Below are 21041 nucleotides of genomic sequence, written 5' to 3'. Positions count from 1 at the left end.
CCCTTAAGAATAGGCTTAGTTATGTTATTTCTCTTAAAAAAATATATTGGTTCGCTATTGATGCCATTACCATTATTGCTCATCGTCGGGTTTATCGGGTTACTTTTGCTTTGGTTCACGCGCTGGCAACGTTGTGGGAAAGCATTTGCTACACTAAGTTTAGTTTTAATAACCCTATTAGGGTTACAGCCTATTTCAGATACTTTGCTTGCTCCTGCAGAAAAGCAATTTAATAAACGCTATGAACTTATCACTGAAACTCCACCTCAAGAGGTACGTTACATTGTTGTACTCGGAGGCGGTTTTACATATAACCCTGATTGGAGTCCAAGTTCTAACCTATTGAATAATAGCTTACCTAGAGTGACTGAAGGCGTCCGCCTTTATCTTAACCACCCCGGCAGTAAACTCATTTTCACTGGTGGTAAAGCAAGTAGCCCTATCAGCAGTGCCGAAGTTGCCGCACAAGTCGCTCAATCCTTGGGGGTTCCTGCACAGGATACGATCCCACTCACTGAACCCAAAGATACACAAGAAGAAGCTTATGAAGTTGAAAAAATTATTGGGAAATCGCCTTTTTTATTAGTAACTTCTGCTAACCATTTACCTCGAGCGATGACTATGTTTACTCAACGGGGAATGAACCCTTTCCCAGCCCCTGCAAATCAGTTAGTTATCACGAGTGAAATCAATCCATGGGAGAAATATATCCCTTCCTCGTATTACTTCGGTCATAGTGAACGTGCTTGGTATGAATTTCTTGGTACGCTTTGGTGGCATTTAAAACCCAATAATACACAAACGTTAGAAGAGCAACTTGCCACGCCTGAAGTTGTTACCGCTGAATAGTAACAAAAAAGGTGTAATCTATTGAGATTACACCTTTCATTTAGCTAAATCGCATATTGGCCATTCCCGCTATCAGGAAAATGCTGACTACGGAATAAATTGCTTTCTAACTAGTTCAAGATCTTCAGGGGTATCAACACCAGCGCCTGGCGTAGTTTTCGCAACATCCACATGAATTTTCTCTCCATACCAAAGCACCCTAAGTTGCTCTAACATTTCGATTTTTTCTAATGGACTTGCTTCCCACTTAATATAACGGCGAATAAACCCTGCACGATAGGCGTATATACCAATATGACGTAAAAAGGTATCACCTATCGTGTCTTGGCTTTTCGCAAAGTTGTCTCTATCCCAAGGAATCGTTGCCCGAGAAAAATACAATGCATAACCTTCGTGATCAATAACAACCTTCACAGCATTTGGGTTAAATGCTTCATGGGCATCATAAATAGGCACAGCTAGTGTCCCCATTTCAGCTTTGCTCCCCCGAAGGTTATGAGCAACTTGGCTAATAATCTCAGGTGGAATTAAAGGTTCATCACCTTGTACATTCACGATGATTTCATTGTCAGAGAAAGCGTAAGTATCAATAACTTCAGCCAATCTTTCAGTTCCAGATTGATGATCTGGATCCGTCATACAAGCTTCACCACCTGCTTCAATCACCGCTTTAGCAACATCAGAGTGATCTGTCGCAACTATCACTCGACTCGCCCCCGATTTAATAGCTTGCTCCATCACTCGAACAACCATCGGTTTGCCATGGATATCGGCCAAAGGTTTACCAGGTAGACGTGTTGACGCATAACGAGCAGGAATAATAACCGTAAACATGATGATTACTGGCCTTCATCTAATGAAACAGGGCGCGCTTCATTTTCTAGCAATACAGGAATGCCATCACGAATGGGATAGGCTAGATGATCAAACTTACAGATAAGTTCAAGGTTTTCTTTGTTATAACTCAATTTGCCGTGGCATACAGGACAGGCAACGATTTCAAGTAAACGGTGATCCATGTTTTCTCCCGAATGGATTTTAACTCACTTGGAGTCAGGATATCACATGCAGATATCACCGTTAACTTTAATCTTCCTGAATAAGATCTCCTGCAGGAGATGAGAGGATAAGCAGGAGAAATTGTTCTGTTTATTATTTAATAAGCAATAACGTCAGCTGCCGTTACGCCATCCGAATTACGAGTAACAGAGAACTCAACGTTTTGACCTTCGAATAATGATTTGATTTTTTTATTAGCAATTGACTTTGTTGTCACAAACACATCATCACCACCATTGAATGGGGAAATAAAACCATAACCTTCTTTTGCGTCAAACCATTTAACTCGACCCATATGTAATTGAAAATTCATATTAAAACTCCTTTTGTTCTGAGAACAATATTTTTTTATCTTTGTATCATTACTCTTTCTTGCTTCCCATTTATAAATTGCCGATCTATTAATACATCAAAGAGTAATTAAACTTTACCAATTCATGCGCACAAATCATTGTGCATATTTTATAACGCTCATATATGTAGATTTCAGACACCGCAAATCTACTGCGAAGTTAACAGTCTATTTTGACATTATGATGACAAAACGTAGTGACAACGACTTTACAGTGTAGATTGTGCGAGGATATGAAGACTAACTAAAGAACGGAGCGTGAAATTTAAGCTAGTATAAAATCCAATTATCAATGTATTGCATCTAGATACATAATAAGTGGATCTATATCACATTGGCGATATTATTATCACAGAGAAACGTTATAGACAAGTTTTTTTGTTATTTGTGATAAGTTTTTTTATTCCGCTTAAGATTTTTTCAGCATCAGTTGTCTGTAATTGTGCTTGGACTGGCAGGAACCACCAATTCGGCTGAGCAAAAGCACGGCATTTCACCGCATCCTTTTCAGTCATTAATAAGTTTTGTTCATTTTTAACTAACCGTGAAAGCTGTTTTAATTCATATGACTGGTGGTCAGCAAAAGCATGAGTGTTAATGACGTCTACCCCTTTGTTTTCTAATGAGGTAAAAAAACGAGGTGGATGACCAATGCCTGCCATTGCGATAACCGCAGGTAATTGTGTAACCGCTCGTTTTTCCCCACTAACAAGGTTACAAGCAACATCACCTTCAAGGGCCATTAAGGCTTCATTTTCTTGAGCTTCACCGCCGTTAACAACAACAGCATTAACACTTTTCAAACGCCCAGCCCTTTCGCGCATAGGCCCTGCAGGTAACCACCAACCATTACCAAACCGACGTTGACCATCAATAACGACAATTTCGTAGTCACGTTGCAAAGCATAATGTTGCAACCCATCATCAGTAATAATCACATCTAATGGAAATTTCTCTAATAAGGCTTTAACTGCATCACTACGCTTGGGGGCAACCGCTACAGGAGATTTAGTACGATGAAAAATTAATACGGGCTCATCTCCTGCAACTTCAGTTGTCGTTGTTTCATCGAGTATCAGCGGGTACTTTTCAGATTTACCACCATAACCTCGAGAAACAACCCCTACACGGTAGCCTTCTTTAGTAAGTGATTCCACTAACCAGATAACAACAGGGGTTTTACCATTTCCCCCCGCTGTCAGGTTTCCAACCACTACTACTGGAATTGGGGCTTTCCATGAACGTTTTAGCCCGATTTTATAAACCATATCTCTAATTACCGTTACTAACCCATAAAGGAAAGATAACGGCAGTAATAAGAGATACAGCCATGATTTACCAGACCAAATACGTTCTATCATTGTTTAAATTGAATACTATGTAATTGTGAATATGCACCATCTTGAGCTAATAGCGATGCATGGTTACCACGTTCAATGATTCGTCCATCTTGTACAACTAATATTTCATCCGCATTTTCTATCGTCGATAACCGGTGGGCAATGACCAAAGATGTTCTATTTTTCTGTAACTCGTCGAGGGCCGCTTGAATAGCACGTTCAGACTCTGTATCTAGTGCAGACGTCGCCTCATCAAGAATAAGAATTGGAGCGTCACGTAGAAGTGCTCGAGCAATCGCTATTCTTTGACGTTGTCCGCCAGAAAGCATCACACCATTTTCGCCAATAACGGTATCTAGACCTTTTTCAAGTTTAGCAATGAAATCCATTGCATAGGCCATTTCTGCAGCTTTCTCTATTTGCTCACGACTGTAGCTACCATCTGTTGCATAAGCAATATTATTCGCTATCGTATCGTTAAATAGATAAACATGCTGAGAAACCAACGCGACTTGGCTACGTAATGAAGACAATGTGTATTCGCGGATGTCATGGCCATCAATTTGAATAGACCCTTCATCAATGTCATAAAAACGAGTAATCAAATTTGCAATTGTGGATTTACCTGAGCCTGATCGCCCAACTAGAGCAACTGATTTTCCTGCTGGCAAAGTAAACGAAACATCGTCTAACGCAGGATGCTCTTTGGTTGCATAGGTAAAGGTGACATGCTCAAATTTAATATCACCTTTAACTTCTTTAAGTACTTTGGTTCCGTTATCTTTCTCTTGTTCAGAATCTAAGATAGCAAATAAAGTTTGGCAAGCCGCCATACCACGTTGGAATTGAGAGTTAACATTTGTTAATGATTTTAACGGACGCATCAATGCAAACATTGATGAGAATACAACAGCAATTGTACCCGATGTTAATTCATCACGAATTTCAGGAAAACTCGCAGCATATAGAACAAATGCTAATGCAAATGATGCAATTAACTGAACAATAGGGTCTGAAATTGCTGAAGCGGTTACCATTTTCATATTTTGGCGGCGCATATTGTTACTGACTTTATTAAAACGTTCAGTCTCAACTTTCTGCCCACCAAAAATTAAAACTTCTTTATGGCCTTTTAACATTTGTTCAGCACTAGCCGTCACATGCCCCATACCCGTTTGCATATTTTTACTGATCTTACGAAAACGTTTGGAGACAATACGAATAGTGATTGATACAACGGGGGCGATCACGATTAAAATAAGGGAGAGTTGCCAGCTATAATAAAACATCATCGCAAACAACCCGATGATATAAGCACTTTCCCGAATAATTGTAATTAATGCCCCAGAAGAAGAGGATGCAACTTGTTCTGAGTCATAGGTAATCCTAGATAACAGTGTTCCTGTCGATTGCTGGTCAAAAAAACTAACCGGCATTCCCATCATATGACCAAATAATTTACGGCGCATGTTCATCACGACTTTACCTGCAACCCACGAAACACAATAGGTTGAAACAAAGCTAGACCCACCACGAACAACCATTAATCCTAACACCGCGAGCGGAAGCCATTTTAAAACGTCATTATCTGCCTTATCAAAGCCTTCATCCAATAAAGGTTTTAATAAAGAAATCATAAACGCGTCACCTGCTGCGTTTATGATAAGTGCTATTGCTGCAACGATTAAACCCGCTTTAAAAGGCGCTATTATTGGCCACAAGCGACGAAAAGTTTGTTTTGTCGAAAGGTCTTTATCATTCATACTTTTAATTACCAGACTTAATGTAAGCGCACTATTCTACTCGGGAAATAGCGGTAAGCCAAACCACAGATGATACCAGCGGGGCTGAATTTCATAGCGATAACGCGAAATCTGAATTTTTTCCTTTTTAAACCATAAAGTTAACTGCCCATCTTCTGCTGTATTTAACCATTTAATGTTACTATTTTTATATCTAAAATAGACTTTTGGAGATGGAATTTTCCATGCACTATACCTTGCTGATGATACTACCACCATTGAAGGTTGAACATTTCTTAACAATAAATCTGTTGATGAAGTGCTGCTTCCATGATGTGGAGCGAAAAGAAGAGTCGAACGTAATCGATTTTTGTACATTTCAACAAGTGATTTCTCCCCTTGTTTTTCGATATCCCCTGTTAATAAAATTTTATGGTAGCCATCCGTTAATTGAATGACACAAGAATCATTGTTATGCGATATTGGCGCTAACTTTTCAGGCCATAATACTTCAAAAGTTAATATTCCCCACCGCCATTTTTGACCTTTAAAACATGGAAGGTGAGCCATATTTTTTATCTTATTAAGTTTATTATTTTTTTTCCTGTATGCCGAAGTTTTTTGTGGCCCAAAACTACTTCTTACACTTAGCCATGGATATTGCTGGATTAAATAATTAGCCCCTCCAGTGTGATCTAAATGATTATGGCTTAAAATTACTCCAATTGGGGTTATATCATGATATTTAAGAAAAGGAATAATTTGACGCTGTGCATTGCTATCCCCTTTCCATGCATTACCTGTATCATAGAGTAATGCCACATTATTTTGTTCTATCACAACTGCCAAACCGTGTCCGATATCTAATACCGTCATTCTCCAGCCTTCTTTGAATTGTTTACCACTTCCCCTTTCTAAGAAAATCAAAATAACCACACAACTAACAAGCCCGAAATAACGCTTATACCACTTAAATAAAACGACAATGATACTTAGCCAACATATTAAGAATAAATAATAGGGGACATTGATGAATTCTGACCAAAAAGTACTTAAATAAGGTAATGGTTTTAGTCCTAAGGCTATAACGCTATCTATCACATATAAAAGCGACTGCTGAACTACTTCTATTGGCACTAAAAATACGACAAAAATAGCAGGAACAACACACCAGGAAACGAGCGGGACAAACCAAAGGTTAGCCACTAAACCCATTATGTTAATACCATTAAATATGATAAGTTGCATTGGAATAAGTAATACTAGTAAGCCAATTTGTAAGTGTATTAATCCTATAATTTTTCCCTGAACACCTTTAGCTAAATGATATGGTAGTGGAAATATCGATAACCAATAAAGAATGGCTAGAACAGCGAAACTAGACAACCAAAAACTATCTGACAAAATCGCCAATGGATCAAATAATAATATTCCCGCTATACTCCAAAGAGCCCATTGCCAAACAAAATACCTTGCTGGTTTATTTTTAATATATATCCATAATAGTAAGGCAAATAATGCTCGAGTCGCAGGGATAGCAACCCCCGAGATCCACGCATAAAAAACAGCTAACCCCAAACCTATTACTGTTGGTAGTATTTCATTGATATATTTTATTGGTAAAAAATATTGAATTCCTCGAGTAATAAAAATGCCAAACAAGTAAGCTAAGCCAATATGCAAACCTGATATGGCCATTAAATGTGTTAAGCCCGTTTTCTGTAGTAAATAGGCTTGATCTGCGGCTAATAAACTTCTATCACCAAACATTAACCCATAAATAACTCCTTTATTAGACAATGGATTAATTAGTTCCATGTAGTTATAAATGATTTTTTGCCTTACAGAACACCTCATTTGTAATGGTTTTACTTTTTGGCTTTTCAAAACCCCTATAATTCTATTAGCTAAATAGTAGCGTTGTAGATTAAATCCACCTTCATTTAGTGAGCTGTGCAATGGCCTTACTTTACCATTGATTCGCCAAGATTGCCCTGCGCAAACAGATTCTTTTGTTTTCCATGTAGCATATAAAGGCGGAAAAACAATACGGTTGTTAATTTTTTCAATACGTACTTTGATTTTTTGCTCTTTGTTATTCAAAGGAGTACCAATAATAACCACATCAATATCATTATTTTGGTTAGATAGATAATTAACATGATTAATAATGTTAACTCCATGCCAATTACCCCACAGGAAAAACATAATAATTAATGCTAAAAATTTACCTAACTTACCAAATACAAAAAACATTATTATCAACGTAAAAAATAAAAAAACAAATAACAATTCACTCAACATTATAATTTTAGGTATAAATAAAAGTGGTAACGTACCAAAAATCAATGCAATAGAAGCCATTGTTATCGAAACAGGTAAACTTTTACTAAAGATTGAATTATATTTTTTGAGTCGATTGTTTAGCCATCTTATTATGTAGATGATATTTTTTATCAATTTTTGTATCCCTACATAGCATTTATTCGCTTTAATTTATTTATTTCTATTATTTTTTTAAAGTTTCCTTCTTTTATTTTACGTAGCGCTTTCCAATATATTTTTCACCGACAAAAAAGTACATATTCGTTTGCGAGGAGCTTCGCAAAATATGGATATACCACTCAATATGGTTTTGAATTGGTTTTAATATTTTTTATAAATATAGAGAGGTGTTGGTGTTGGTGTTGGTGTTGGTGTTGGTGTTGGTGTTGGTGTTGGTGTTGGTGTTGGTGTTGGTGTTGGTGTTGGTGTTGGTGTTGGTGTTGGTTAGATATAAAAAACAGTGCCGTATAGAATACAAGCACTGTTTTGATGTAATAATTAAGATTTACAGCCTAATTATTGGCCGTAAATATTTACACGATCACGTAATTCTTTACCTGGTTTAAAATGAGGAACATATTTACCTTCTAGTTCCACTTTATCACCAGTTTTCGGGTTACGGCCAACGCGTGGAGCACGGTAGTGAAGAGAAAAACTGCCGAAACCACGGACTTCAATACGTTCACCGTTAGCTAACGTATCCGCCATATGCTCAAGAATTTCCTTTACAGCTTCCTCAACGGTTTTTGCTGAAAGATGAGACTGCTGGCTAGCCAGTCTTTCAATTAATTCAGACTTGGTCATAGTACCTCCCTAAACTACCGTTACAAAGGGACAACACTACTGTTGTCCCCACTTAATTATTCGCCTTTAGCTGCTTTGAAAGCTTCAGCCATAGCATTGTTGCCGAATGCTGTATCTTCTTGTTTGTTCACAGCTGCGACAGCGTCTTTCTCATCAGCTTCGTCTTTAGCGCGAACAGACAGGTTGATTACACGGTTTTTACGATCAACACCAGTGTATTTAGCTTCAACATCATCACCAACGTTCAGAACCAGAGTTGCATCTTCAACACGGTCACGTGAAGCTTCTGATGCACGCAGGTAACCTTCAACGCCCAGTGTCAGCTCAACAGTTGCACCTTTAGCATCAACTGCGATTACTTTACCAGTCACGATTGCGCCTTTCTTAGTTGCTGCTAAGTAGTTATTGAATGGATCTTCAGCTAACTGTTTAACACCTAAAGAAATACGCTCACGCTCTGCGTCGACTTGCAGAACAACAGCTGCGATTTCATCACCTTTTTTGTATTCACGAACTGCTTCTTCGCCTGCAACGTTCCAGGAGATGTCAGACAGGTGAACCAGGCCATCGATGCCGCCGTCCAGACCAATGAAGATACCGAAGTCAGTGATAGACTTGATTTTACCTTCAACGCGGTCGCCTTTGTTGTGAGTCTCAGCAAATTGCTGCCATGGGTTAGATTTGCACTGTTTCAGGCCCAGTGAGATACGACGACGTTCTTCATCGATATCCAGAACCATAACTTCAACAACATCACCAACGTTAACAACTTTAGATGGGTGAATGTTTTTGTTAGTCCAATCCATTTCTGAAACGTGAACCAGACCTTCAACGCCTTCTTCGATTTCTACGAAGCAGCCATAGTCAGTCAGGTTAGTAACGCGACCAGTCAGTTTAGTACCTTCTGGGTAACGTTTAGCGATTGCGACCCAAGGATCTTCGCCCAGTTGTTTCAGACCCAGAGAAACACGAGTGCGCTCACGGTCGAATTTCAGAACTTTAACATTGATTTCATCACCAACGTTGACGATTTCGCTTGGGTGTTTAACACGTTTCCAAGCCATGTCAGTGATATGCAGCAGGCCGTCAACACCGCCCAGATCAACGAATGCACCGTAGTCAGTAAGGTTCTTAACGATACCTTTAACTTCCATGCCTTCTTGCAGATTTTCCAGCAGTTGATCGCGCTCAGCGCTGCTTTCAGATTCAATTACAGCACGACGAGAAACAACAACGTTGTTGCGTTTCTGATCCAGCTTGATTACTTTGAACTCAAGCTCTTTGCCTTCCAAGTGAGTAGTATCACGAACTGGACGTACATCAACCAGTGAACCTGGTAAGAACGCACGAATACCGTTCAGTTCAACAGTGAAACCACCTTTAACTTTACCGTTGATAACACCAGTTACAGTTTCAGCTTCTTCGTAAGCTTTTTCCAGCATCAGCCATGCTTCATGACGTTTAGCTTTCTCACGAGACAGGATAGTTTCACCGAAACCATCTTCTACTGCATCCAGAGCTACATCGATTTCATCGCCAACTTGGATTTCTAGCTCACCCTGAGCATTTTTGAACTGTTCTACTGGGATAGCAGATTCTGATTTAAGACCTGCGTCAACAAGGACTACGTCTTTATCGATGGCAACAACAGTACCACGGACGATAGAACCAGGACGAGTTTCAATATTCTGCAGGGATTCTTCAAAGAGTTGAGCAAAAGATTCAGTCATATTAATGATCTTCAAGAGTTTTAAATTAACGTCCACTTAGCTTCCCGCCAAATGGGGTTGTTTCACATACCCCACAACATTCCATGTCGCAAGGTTGATGCTATGCTAATAATATAATCACATAGCGATAACTGCGTATATTATCTAATTATAAGCTAAAATAAAGCCTATTATCACGATAATTGTAGAATTTTTTTTGCATAGGTGTGTGCTTTTTCAATAACTTCCCCAATAGACATACTTGTGGAATCCAGCACTAATGCGTCTTTCGCGGCAATAAGGGGGGCAACAGAACGGTTACGATCACGAAAATCACGTTCTTCAATTTCGCTCAAAAGACGTTCAAAATTAACATCAAAACCTTTCTCTTGCAACTGCTTCATCCGCCGATGAGCCCGTTCTTCAGCTGAGGCATCAAGAAAAATTTTTACCGGTGCATCGGGGAAAACCACCGTTCCCATATCACGGCCATCAGCAATAAGCCCAGGTAATGTTCTAAATGCACGTTGGCGTCGAAGTAAAGCTTCACGTACGCGAGGAAAAGTTGCTGTTTGGGATGCCGTATTTCCTACTGTTTCGGTTCTAATTTGATTTGAAACATCTTCCCCTTCCAGAATGACTTTCAGTACATTGTCTTCAGGAACAAATTTCACATCTAAATTTGCAGCCAAAGGAACTAACGCATCTTCGGATTGGATATCAACATGGTGATGTAACGCAGCTAACGCTAATACACGATAAATTGCGCCTGAGTCTAAAAGTTGCCACCCAAATTCGTTTGCTAATGCTTGGCAAAGTGTACCTTTACCTGCTCCGCTTGGTCCATCAACGGTGATTACAGGGGCTATCGCCACCATAAAAAATCTCCTTTTCTGCAAATAGCCGAGCTACCCGCAATTAAAATCTGTGAAAGTATTATACCAATTCAGTAGATTTGTGAAATAAGCAGGTTCTGATGATTGCTAAAAAATAAGAAAAAATTGATATTTGAACCATAAAAATTAGGTTGATATCAAACAAAGTAATATCAACCTAATCAATAAATTAATGACTTAAACGTGCCAGCTGTTCGAAGTAATCAGGAAATGTTTTTGCCGTGCAGCCCGGATCCAAAATTGTTACTGGCGTATCTGATAATGCAACTAATGAAAAACACATTGCAATACGATGGTCGTTATAGGTTTCAATTTCAGCATGTTGTAATTTTTTCGGTGGGACCACACGTATATAATCATGCCCTTCTTCCACTTCAGCGCCAACTTTTCTTAGCTCTGTCGCCATCGCATATAACCTGTCGGTCTCTTTTACTCGCCAGTTATAGATATTACGTATCACTGTTTCGCCTTCAGCAAATAAAGCGACGGTGCCAATGGTCATTGCCGCATCAGGAATCGCATTCATATCCATGTCAATGCCCGTCAATGTTCCGCGTTCACATTCAACGTAGTCATCACCCCAACGAATAGTCGCGCCCATTTTTTCTAATACGTTGGCAAATTTAGTGTCCCCCTGCAAACTATTGCGCCCAATTCCTGTTACACGCACTACGCCCCCCTTAATGGCGGCCGCAGCGAGGAAATAAGACGCTGATGAAGCATCACCTTCCACTAAATATTCGCCTGGTGATTGGTATTGTTGCTGCCCTTTGATAACGAAATATTCATATTGATGATTTTCGACATTAACACCGAACGTTTTCATTAATGCTAATGTGATATCAATGTAAGGTTTGGAGACTAACTCGCCAATAATTGTAATTGTTGTGTCTTGCTCTGCACGCGGTGCCGCCATTAACAGCGCAGTTAAAAACTGGCTGGAAACAGACCCATCGACTGAAATTTGGCCACCGATAAAACCACCTTTTAAACGTAGTGGTGGGTAATTCTCTTGTTCCAAATATTCAATCTCTGCACCGCCTTCCCTCAGCGCATCAACCAAATGCCCAATTGGGCGCTCTTTCATGCGAGGCTCACCCGTTAAAATAATATTATTACGGCTTAGTGATAGTGCTGCAGTCAGTGGGCGCATTGCAGTTCCTGCATTGCCTAAAAAGATTTCTGTTTCATCTGGATGAGATAAATTTCCACCTAAACCTTCCACACGACAACGTGTTTTATCTTCAGACAGTTGGTAGCTAACACCTAGCTGGCTTAATGCATTCAGCATATGGCGAATATCATCACTGTCCAATAAATTAGTGAGTGTGGTCGTTCCTTTAGCCATCGCTGCTAATAACAGTGCGCGGTTTGAGACACTTTTTGACCCTGGCAAATTAATTGTGCCGTTAATTGAAGGAATAGGTTGTAATGTCAGGGATTGCATAAAAAGCAGTTTCTCCAGTGAAGTTTTGCAAGTAAATAAAATTTGGCTCTATTTTCTTTTAAGTCAAATACAAAGAGCACAAATAACCGACTGAACATCCTATTTCAGTCGGCAAATCTCATTATTGAGCGTTATGACGTTCAAAATCAGCCATAAAGTCAACCAAAGCCTGAACTCCCGCTAATGGCATCGCATTATAGATTGATGCACGCATACCACCAGCCACTTTGTGGCCTTTCAGCGAAAGTAAGCCTTGTTCTTTGGCTTCTTCAATAAATTTCGCATCAAGAGTTGGGTTTTGCATTTGGAACGGTACATTCATCCAAGAACGGTTTTCAACCGCAACACGGTTAATATAGAACTGACTATCATCAATTGCATTGTAGAGTAATTGTGATTTTTCATAATTACGCTTAGCCATTTCTTGCAAACCACCTTGCTCTTTTAACCATTTGAAGACCATCCCCGCGAGATACCAAGCAAAGGTCGGTGGAGTATTAAACATTGAATCGTGTTTTGCTAATACCGTGTAATCAAATACGGATGGAGTCTGAGGTGAAGCTTTACCGAGCAGGTCTTCTCGGATAATGACGATAGTTAATCCAGCTGGCCCAATATTTTTTTGAGCTCCCGCATAGATTACACCATAACGGCTTACATCAATCGGTTTAGATAAGATAGAAGAGGAATAGTCAGCAACAATAATTTTATCTTCAGGGAAGTCAGGTTCCTCATGAATAGCTAAACCGCCTATGGTTTCATTTGGGCAATAATGGACATAAGCTGCATCATCACTTAATGGCCATTCTTTCATGGGTTTTAAACTCACTACACCGTCTTTTTCTTCAGTAATTTGAATCACATTAGGAGAGCAGTATTTTTCAGCTTCTTTTGCTGCAGACTCGGACCAATAGCCGCTTACAATATAGTCTGCTGTCGTTTTATCACCTAATAAATTCATTGGTAACGTTGCAAAATGGGCCCGTGCCCCGCCGTGACAAAATAAAACTTTATAGTTATCAGGGATGTTTAATAAATCACGTAGATTTTGCTCTGCTTCTGTTGCCACTTCGACAAAGTCTTTTCCGCGGTGACTCACTTCCATCACAGAAACGCCTAACCCCTTCCAATTACAAAATTCTTGTTCAGCACGACGCATGACTTCAACAGGTAGCATAGCTGGACCTGCACTGAAATTATAAACCTGACTCATTGACCTCACCCTATCCATCTTCAATTATGGTTAATAAAATTCACTCAGATAGTTAAAGTTGTACCACTCCAAGCCTTTAGCTGCAACGGTTATTGTCAGCAAGTCCAAAAAAGAAAGAGGGGTTATTTTTTGATAATGAGGAAAAGAATTTTGTTAATCTTGTCACACTCTCAACAAGCATCATTTTATGGAGAAATTAACAATAAATAAGCGATAATATCCCGAATTACGTCATTGCGCTGTATTTCGGGATATTCATTGAATATGTCTTTTATTAAGGATTAAAAATTAGCGAATAACTTTGTTTACGATTTCAATCGCTTCTTTTTCTATTTGACGTAAATGCTCTTCACCACGGAAACTTTCACAATAAATTTTATAGGCTTCTTCCGTGCCTGATGGCCTTGCTGCAAACCAGCCATAATCCGTCATGATTTTTAAACCGCCGATTGGTGCATTGTTACCTGGCGCAGCGGTTAAACGCTGTGTAATTTTATCTCCCGCCAATGTATCTGCTGCAACCATTTCAGGTGATAATTTACTTAGCTTTGCTTTTTCTTCGTGAGTGGCTTTCGCTTGGATACGGTTATAAATCGGCGCGCCGAATTTCTTAGCGAGATTATTATAACGTTGTTGAGGATTTTCACCTGTAATAGCCGTAATTTCAGCTGCGAGTAAGCAAAGAATGATACCGTCTTTATCCGTTGACCACGGTGTGCCATCAAATTTTAAGAACGATGCTCCAGCGCTTTCTTCGCCACCAAAACCTAATTTACCGCTAAATAAGCCATCAACAAACCATTTGAACCCTACAGGTACTTCGACTAGTTCACGACCGATGTCATTAACCACACGGTCAATCATGGCGCTCGAGACCAATGTTTTTCCGACCGCAACATCTTTACCCCATTGAGGACGATGTTGAAATAAATAATCAATAGCAACAGCAAGATAGTGATTAGGATTCATTAGCCCATCTGGCGTGACGATGCCATGACGGTCGTAATCTGGGTCATTGGCAAACGCAAGATCAAATTTTTCTTTCATCCCAAGCAAACCCGCCATCGCCCAACTTGATGAGCAATCCATGCGAATAACACCATCATGGTCAAGTGGCATAAAGCGGAAAGTTTGGTCGAGTTGGTCGTTTACGATTTCAATATCGAGTTGATAATATTCTGCAATTTTTTTCCAATATTCAATACCGGAGCCGCCTAGAGGGTCAACACCAATTTTTAAACCTGACTTAGCAATTGCTTGCATATCAACAACATCACCCAATGCACAGACATAAGGCATGATTAAGTCTTGCTGGGTCACATATTCGCTTGTCATTGCTGTATCAAAACTGACTCGTTTTACACCTTCGAGGTTATTGGCTAGCAATTGGTTGGCATTTTTCTCAATCACAGAGGTTAAATCGGTATCAGCCGGCCCGCCATTTGCTGGGTTGTATTTAATACCGCCATCTTCAGGTGGGTTATGTGATGGTGTAATCACAATGCCATCTGCAATATCTTGGTGTGATTGGTTATAACTTAAGATAGCATGAGAGATAGCTGGAGTTGGAGTAAACCCATTATTCTCCTGAACAATAACATGAACCTGATTTGCCGCTAACACTTCAACCACAGTCATAAATGCCGCTTCTGATAACGCATGGGTGTCTTTGCCCACAAAGCAAGGGCCTGTTACGCCTTGCTTTTTGCGTAAATCAGCAATTGCTTGTGCAATGGCTAGTATATGGTTTTCATTAAAGTTTTTACGCAATGAGCTACCGCGATGCCCTGATGTTCCAAACTTAACAGCCTGAGATGCATTTCCAGGTTGTGGTTGCTGCGTATAATATTGAGCGGTTAATTGAGCGACATTGATCAAGTCACTTTGAAACGGAAGCTGCCCTGCACGTTCATGTATTGTCACTTGTTTTCTCCCAAAGCACTGATGCTTTGTTATCAACACCAGTGGCCTGTCAGTTTTTAAATAGTATTACAAACTTTTTCAATCACATTGGCTGGAAATTGCATTTCCTGCATGATTGCATCAACCATACTACGCTTACGATTAGTATTCGTATTTGTGATCACCCAATAGGGTGTTCCTGGTATATGACGCGGCTTAGATTGCTTGCCAGCTGCAAGTAATGTTTGCTCATCACCAGCAAAATAAATACGAGTTCGGCCATGCATTAACTCTGTTGCACTCGCAAAACGATTTGCATCTAAACTATATAAGGTAGATAAAATCAACATAAAGCGGTCAATCGCTTTACTTTTTTCTGCATAAGCGTCAGATAACAGAAGCTCTCTAATGACTCTAACAGGATTTAATGCAACAGCGGGTGTACTCATCGCAGGTTCAGCCTTAATGACGGCATGTTCCTGACTAATTTCTTTTGCTTGTACTGGCTGCCCGGATTTGAAATTTAACATACGGCGCAAAATATCCGATGCACTTTCACCGATATGCTGTGTATGGCTCGCAATATAGCGGTAAAGCTCTTCATCAACTTCTATCGTTTTCATTTTTTCCCAGTACTTATTTAACTAAAATTTGCGGTGTGATTATAAGACAGATTTAAAAAAAACAAAACAATTAAAATTTCAATAACTTAAAGTAAACACTTTTCTAAGTTCAAAGATAATTCAGTGGGTTATCATGCCATTAATTTCAATATTTTACTTCCGTGAGCGAATTCAATTTTCTGAAATTTATTGGCTATAAACCTCCTAGTTATCGACTATTAACTTACCTCAGCCAAGATAGCCGTTTATTCGACCATTTGGATTTTACTCAGAGCCGTGACATGATAAGACCACATGTACCACTGACGAATTGATCAAATAAATATGACTGTGTTACTTAACCATACTATCCATAAACCTGAAAATCCAATCTCAAATAGCCCTATAGTACTCATACATGGGTTATTTGGTGACCTCAATAACTTAGGTGTTTTAGGTCGTAATTTACAACAATATTTCGATACGATTCAAATTGATGTTCGTAATCACGGTGACTCATTCCGTGATGAGCAAATGAGTTACCAGCAAATGGCCCAAGATGTTATTACATTAATAAAATCTTTAGGGTACGAAAATGCTATTTTAATTGGTCACTCAATGGGTGGCAAAATAGCCATGGCTGCAACTGCAATCGCCCCTAATTTTATTGATAGCATCGTTGCTATTGATATGGCGCCTGTCGCTTACCAAGTCCGTCGTCATGATAAAATATTTGCGGCTCTTGATGCCGTCACGGAAAAAAATGCGAAAACTCGCCAAGAAGCTACCGTGATTATGCGTGATTACATTAACGAAGATGGCGTTATCCAATTTCTGCTTAAATCTTTTAAACAAGGTGAATGGAAATTTAATTTGCCTGCCCTCAAAGCGAATTATGAACATATTATTGGTTGGGAAACCGTACCCGCTTGGAATAAACCCGTATTGTTAATCCCCGGAGGAAACTCCCCTTATGTGCAAGCGGAATATAAAGAGCAAATAGCGCAACAATTTCCACAAGCCAAAGCATGGGTTGTCGCCGATACGGGCCACTGGGTTCATGCAGAAAAACCAGACCATGTATTAAGAGCTATCCATCGCTTTTTATCTATTCCTGATCCTGAATAATTAATCATATTTAAATATAGATATTGGAAAGACATGTATCTTTTCAATATCTTTAAATATATTTGTAGTTAAATATAATTACTTTATTAATTACACAATAAGACTAACTTCAATACACAGCGAATTATAAACCCTGTATTATCCAAATTCTACTCTACCTTATTACTATCTAGTGCATATTTTATTAATGCAAGTTTGGATTTAAAAATTCAAATAACTTAAGGAATTTATTAATATAGAAAATGGATAGTCTAAAATCAAAATCAACATTATATTTCATTAGTGTCATTGCTAAGTTATCAGGGCAAGTAAATCCTAAAGAACTAGAACAAACACTCAATCAATCTATTGGTTATAATGAAAAAATTAACATTATTAAATCGAAACACAACATTCGCTGTAGGAATAAATATCAGAAAGATAAAAATATAGCTAAAATCGTTTGCCCAGCAATTTTATATAATACCAAAAGCGAAGCTTTTCTATTAGCTAACCGCAATCAAGAACAAGTTCTCATTCAGCAATTTGGGAATAAACCGCCAGAGATATGGAGCATTGACGAGCTAAACCAACAATGGAGTGGCCATTGGTTACAGGTAAGCCTTAAACAAGGGCAATTTGACATCACTTGGTTCCAAGCTGAATTTATGAAATACAAATCCATTATTTTGTGGGTTTTATTTTTTTCATTTATATTGCAAATCCTCGCATTAGTCTCCCCTATTGTTATGCAAGTGATTATGGATAAGGTGCTCGTTCATAATAGCTTAGTCACCTTGGACGTTTTAATTTTTGGGTTAATGGTTGCTGCACTAATAGAAGTAACGTTAAAAGGGTTACGTGAATATATTTACCATCATACAGTTAACCGTATTGATATGACACTCGGCTTAAAGCTAGTTAATCATTTATTGAGATTGCCTATTCCCTTTTTTAAAAGTAGGCAAATAGGCGCGATTGTCACTCGCGTAAAAGAGCTCGAAACTATTCGCGAATTTTTAACCAGTAGTTTTTTCACGCTATGTGTTGATGTGTTGTTTTTATTTGTATTCATTTTCGTGATGAATTTAATATCCACAACACTCACAATAATATTTTTGTGCTCTATTCCTTTTTATCTTTTATTGGCTTGGTGGCTAACGCCTAAAATCGAGTCTGCCGCACAGCAACAGTTTACTAATATCGCCATTAATACCTCTTTTTTGACCGAAAGTATTAATGGGATAGAAACCGCCAAAAGTTTATCCGTCGAACCGAATTTTACGCGTCGCTGGGATGGTCAAACCTCAGATATGAGCCAAACTAACTTTGTAGCAGGACAAATTAGCTCCCGTTCCGAGCATCTCGTAATGGCTATCGAAAAAATTACCAGTGCGATTTTATTGTGGGTTGGTGCCTCTGAAGTTTTAGCATTGCAGATGACAATTGGCCAACTTATTGCTTTTTATATGATGGTTAACCATGCTAACCAGCCTCTCATCAAACTGACCAAGCTATGGGGAGACTATATTCGCACGAGCGTCGCTATCGAAAAACTTTCCCAGATTATCAACTTACCCATCGAACAATCTCAGCAAGAAAATAAATTACCTCTTCAAGGGCATTTAAACCTAAAAAATATCTCGTTCCGCTACCAACCGAACATGCCGTTTGTTCTAAAAAACTTTAATTTAAATATTGCAGCGGGAGAAACCATTGGCATTGTTGGCACATCAGGGTCAGGCAAGAGCACTCTTGCTAAATTATTACTACGGCTTTATACCCCTGAAAGTGGAACCATATTTGTGGATGGCACTCCCATATCCGCGATTAACTTACACTCTCTTCGTCAGCAAATTGGTATTGTGTTGCAAGAGAATTTCTTATTCAGCCAATCTGTTTTTCATAATATTGCTCAAACCTCACCTAATGCCTCCATGGATGAAATGGTTCATGCTGCCAAAATGGCGGGAGCACATGAATTTATTTTGAAATTACCCAAAGGCTACGACACTGTTCTTGCTGAGGGGGGATCATCTCTTTCTGGCGGTCAACGCCAACGCATTGCAATTGCTAGAACGCTGCTTTCAAACCCTAGAGTAATTATTTTTGATGAGGCGACTAGCGCTTTAGACGACGAATCCCAAGCAGTTATTCAAGAAAATATGCAATTCATTGCCAAAGGAAGAACCGTCATCACAATTGCTCACCGCTTATCAACCATTCGCCATCACCAGCGGATTATTGTGATGCAACATGGTGAAATCATTGAGCAAGGTAGCCATCAGCAACTTATTGAACAAGGTAATTTTTATAAACACTTGTGGACTCTACAGCAGTCTCTGAAATCAGACATGGACGTAAAATGAAACATCGATTAGACAAAAACCGTTATAACAGCTTTTTGCCTTCACACTTGGCGATATTAAAAACTCCCCCATCTTACTTGGCACTATACGTCGCTATTTCTATTAGTGTGGGTATTTTTCTTGCTGTGACTTGGTCGTTTTTTGGTAAGTTGGATATTCAAGCCACCACGCAGGGTAAACTTATTGTTTCAGGGCGAACACAATTAATTCAAGCGTTTGAATTAAGCCGTTTAGAACATATTCATGTTACTGATGGGCAAACAGTAAAACAAGGCGATCCTTTAATTACCGTCAATGTGTTAGGTGTTGACCAAGATATTCTAAGTTTAAATTATCAACACAACTTCCATTTGGCCGAAATAGTAATTTATCAAGCATTGATTTCACAACAGCCTATTGAGCAGTTACCTCTATTTAATCAATTAACTGAACTAGAGCAAAACAACACGCGGGCTAGCTATCAAACACAAAAATTAGAATTTGATTCATTAATGAATGAACTTAATAATGAAATTCAATTGAATACCGTCAATCAACAAGCCCGAAAAGATGAATTACTTACCATCAACTCCCTTATTGTCAATATCAAAAAACGCCTCGATGCACACCATTCGTTAACTGAAAAACAGTTAATCAGTCAAAAGGAATTTTTAGAACAAGAGCGAGAGCTATTAATCGCTAAAAAAGAAAAAGTGACCAAATTATCTGAGCTTTCAATTCTGAAAAGCCAGCACCATGCCTTAAATGAAAAAATAGACCGGATAAAAGCCCAAAAAAACCAAGAGTGGGATGAGAAATACAAACAAGCTGACTTTAAACGAGCTTCTCTTGAGCAAGAACTATTAAAAAATAAAGAAAGAAATCAATTAGAAATTATACGAGCCCCCGTTGATGGCACTATTCAACAGCTTGCTACACACACTTTAGGAGCTGTATTGCAACCCGCACAGCAACTAATGGCTGTTGTTCCTAACAATAATGTTCAATTAGCTGAAATTAAAATCTTGAACAAAGACATTGGGTTCATCCATGAAGGGTTGAGAGCAGAGGTGAAAATAGATGCATTCCCTTACACACGTTATGGCACGATTGAAGGTGAAGTGATTTCCATATCGCGCGACAGTACTCTCGATGAAAAGCTTGGATTAGTGTTCTTAGGGCAAATTGGTCTTAACCAAAAAGAACTATCCGTTGATGGTGAATCTATTGAACTGACTCCCGGTTTATCAATTGTGGCAGAAATAAAAACGGATAAACGCCGTATTATTGACTACTTGCTTAGCCCTATTAATGAATACACCTCAAACGCGATGAGAGAAAAATAA

17 protein-coding genes are annotated in these 21041 nt (G+C 38.9%); 4 read left to right on the top strand and 13 right to left on the bottom strand.

The features are described from left to right. Positions 1 to 21 precede the first annotated feature (21 nt). Positions 22 to 849 (top strand): envelope biogenesis factor ElyC, encoded by an 828-nt coding sequence (gene elyC / locus PR683_RS00905; RefSeq protein ID WP_117162081.1) that lies wholly within the window; start codon positions 22 to 24, stop codon positions 847 to 849. Between the two features lie 87 nt (positions 850 to 936). Here elyC and kdsB read toward each other — a convergent pair whose 3' ends face one another. The 13 genes from kdsB to seqA form a co-directional block, all read right to left on the bottom strand. Beyond that, complete coding sequence (gene kdsB, locus PR683_RS00900; RefSeq protein ID WP_117162082.1) at positions 937 to 1683, bottom strand: 3-deoxy-manno-octulosonate cytidylyltransferase; 747 nt, start codon at positions 1681 to 1683, stop codon at positions 937 to 939. A 5-nt stretch (positions 1684 to 1688) separates the two neighbouring features. Continuing rightward, on the bottom strand, positions 1689 to 1868 hold the full coding sequence (locus tag PR683_RS00895; protein WP_004256203.1) for a Trm112 family protein: 180 nt from the start codon (positions 1866 to 1868) through the stop codon (positions 1689 to 1691). Positions 1869 to 2005: 137 nt separating this feature from the next. Further along, the gene (locus PR683_RS00890) at positions 2006 to 2221 is read right to left on the bottom strand and encodes a cold-shock protein (RefSeq protein ID WP_004909576.1); all 216 of its coding nucleotides are present in this window, start codon (positions 2219 to 2221) and stop codon (positions 2006 to 2008) included. 401 nt (positions 2222 to 2622) lie between these two features. Beyond that, positions 2623 to 3621: a tetraacyldisaccharide 4'-kinase gene (gene lpxK, locus PR683_RS00885; protein ID WP_004909572.1), complete on the bottom strand. Its 999-nt coding sequence runs from the start codon at positions 3619 to 3621 to the stop codon at positions 2623 to 2625. After that, on the bottom strand, positions 3618 to 5363 hold the full coding sequence (gene msbA / locus PR683_RS00880; RefSeq protein WP_123382110.1) for a lipid A ABC transporter ATP-binding protein/permease MsbA: 1746 nt from the start codon (positions 5361 to 5363) through the stop codon (positions 3618 to 3620). Before msbA ends, lpxK begins: the two co-directional genes overlap by 4 nt. A 36-nt stretch (positions 5364 to 5399) precedes the next feature. After that, positions 5400 to 7802, bottom strand: coding sequence for a DNA internalization-related competence protein ComEC/Rec2 (locus tag PR683_RS00875; protein ID WP_272571638.1), 2403 nt, complete (start codon positions 7800 to 7802; stop codon positions 5400 to 5402). Between the two features lie 381 nt (positions 7803 to 8183). Further along, positions 8184 to 8471: an integration host factor subunit beta gene (gene ihfB / locus PR683_RS00870; protein WP_004256221.1), complete on the bottom strand. Its 288-nt coding sequence runs from the start codon at positions 8469 to 8471 to the stop codon at positions 8184 to 8186. Positions 8472 to 8527: 56 nt separating this feature from the next. Beyond that, positions 8528 to 10201, bottom strand: a complete 1674-nt coding sequence (gene rpsA, locus PR683_RS00865) for a 30S ribosomal protein S1 (RefSeq protein WP_004909559.1) — start codon at positions 10199 to 10201, stop codon at positions 8528 to 8530. Between the two features lie 173 nt (positions 10202 to 10374). Continuing rightward, positions 10375 to 11058: a (d)CMP kinase gene (cmk, locus tag PR683_RS00860; RefSeq protein ID WP_004909557.1), complete on the bottom strand. Its 684-nt coding sequence runs from the start codon at positions 11056 to 11058 to the stop codon at positions 10375 to 10377. A 187-nt stretch (positions 11059 to 11245) separates the two neighbouring features. Next, complete coding sequence (aroA, locus tag PR683_RS00855) at positions 11246 to 12523, bottom strand: 3-phosphoshikimate 1-carboxyvinyltransferase (protein ID WP_196718684.1); 1278 nt, start codon at positions 12521 to 12523, stop codon at positions 11246 to 11248. 121 nt (positions 12524 to 12644) lie between these two features. Next, positions 12645 to 13736 (bottom strand): 3-phosphoserine/phosphohydroxythreonine transaminase, encoded by a 1092-nt coding sequence (gene serC, locus PR683_RS00850; RefSeq protein WP_004909549.1) that lies wholly within the window; start codon positions 13734 to 13736, stop codon positions 12645 to 12647. A gap of 288 nt (positions 13737 to 14024) precedes the next feature. Beyond that, complete coding sequence (pgm, locus tag PR683_RS00845) at positions 14025 to 15659, bottom strand: phosphoglucomutase (alpha-D-glucose-1,6-bisphosphate-dependent) (RefSeq protein ID WP_272571637.1); 1635 nt, start codon at positions 15657 to 15659, stop codon at positions 14025 to 14027. Positions 15660 to 15715: 56 nt separating this feature from the next. Then, complete coding sequence (gene seqA, locus PR683_RS00840; RefSeq protein ID WP_004909543.1) at positions 15716 to 16261, bottom strand: replication initiation negative regulator SeqA; 546 nt, start codon at positions 16259 to 16261, stop codon at positions 15716 to 15718. Between the two features lie 324 nt (positions 16262 to 16585). On the opposite strand from seqA, the gene ybfF reads away from it, so the two are divergent. From ybfF to PR683_RS00825, 3 genes are all read left to right on the top strand, one after another. After that, positions 16586 to 17368 carry an esterase gene (gene ybfF, locus PR683_RS00835; protein WP_109911041.1) on the top strand — a complete coding sequence of 261 codons (783 nt, stop codon included), beginning with the start codon at positions 16586 to 16588 and terminating at the stop codon, positions 17366 to 17368. 242 nt (positions 17369 to 17610) lie between these two features. Then, positions 17611 to 19716: a peptidase domain-containing ABC transporter gene (locus tag PR683_RS00830; protein ID WP_272581622.1), complete on the top strand. Its 2106-nt coding sequence runs from the start codon at positions 17611 to 17613 to the stop codon at positions 19714 to 19716. After that, positions 19713 to 21041, top strand: coding sequence for an HlyD family type I secretion periplasmic adaptor subunit (locus PR683_RS00825; protein ID WP_004909537.1), 1329 nt, complete (start codon positions 19713 to 19715; stop codon positions 21039 to 21041). The genes PR683_RS00830 and PR683_RS00825 overlap by 4 nt, the downstream gene beginning before the upstream one ends.

It is taken from the genome of Providencia sp. PROV269 (assembly GCF_028477785.1).
Lineage (GTDB): Bacteria > Pseudomonadota > Gammaproteobacteria > Enterobacterales > Enterobacteriaceae > Providencia > Providencia rettgeri.
Note: the sequence above shows the minus strand (reverse complement) of the source record. Positions and strands in the feature narration are given on the sequence as shown.

Coding starts and splice junctions, on each gene's coding strand:
- elyC (WP_117162081.1), top strand. CDS start 22: ATGTTATTTCTCTTAAAAAAATATATTGGTTCGCTATTGATGCCATTA.
- kdsB (WP_117162082.1), bottom strand. CDS start 1,683: ATGTTTACGGTTATTATTCCTGCTCGTTATGCGTCAACACGTCTACCT.
- PR683_RS00895 (WP_004256203.1), bottom strand. CDS start 1,868: ATGGATCACCGTTTACTTGAAATCGTTGCCTGTCCTGTATGCCACGGC.
- PR683_RS00890 (WP_004909576.1), bottom strand. CDS start 2,221: ATGAATTTTCAATTACATATGGGTCGAGTTAAATGGTTTGACGCAAAA.
- lpxK (WP_004909572.1), bottom strand. CDS start 3,621: ATGATAGAACGTATTTGGTCTGGTAAATCATGGCTGTATCTCTTATTA.
- msbA (WP_123382110.1), bottom strand. CDS start 5,363: ATGAATGATAAAGACCTTTCGACAAAACAAACTTTTCGTCGCTTGTGG.
- ihfB (WP_004256221.1), bottom strand. CDS start 8,471: ATGACCAAGTCTGAATTAATTGAAAGACTGGCTAGCCAGCAGTCTCAT.
- rpsA (WP_004909559.1), bottom strand. CDS start 10,201: ATGACTGAATCTTTTGCTCAACTCTTTGAAGAATCCCTGCAGAATATT.
- cmk (WP_004909557.1), bottom strand. CDS start 11,058: ATGGTGGCGATAGCCCCTGTAATCACCGTTGATGGACCAAGCGGAGCA.
- aroA (WP_196718684.1), bottom strand. CDS start 12,523: ATGCAATCCCTGACATTACAACCTATTCCTTCAATTAACGGCACAATT.
- serC (WP_004909549.1), bottom strand. CDS start 13,736: ATGAGTCAGGTTTATAATTTCAGTGCAGGTCCAGCTATGCTACCTGTT.
- seqA (WP_004909543.1), bottom strand. CDS start 16,261: ATGAAAACGATAGAAGTTGATGAAGAGCTTTACCGCTATATTGCGAGC.
- ybfF (WP_109911041.1), top strand. CDS start 16,586: ATGACTGTGTTACTTAACCATACTATCCATAAACCTGAAAATCCAATC.
- PR683_RS00830 (WP_272581622.1), top strand. CDS start 17,611: ATGGATAGTCTAAAATCAAAATCAACATTATATTTCATTAGTGTCATT.
- PR683_RS00825 (WP_004909537.1), top strand. CDS start 19,713: ATGAAACATCGATTAGACAAAAACCGTTATAACAGCTTTTTGCCTTCA.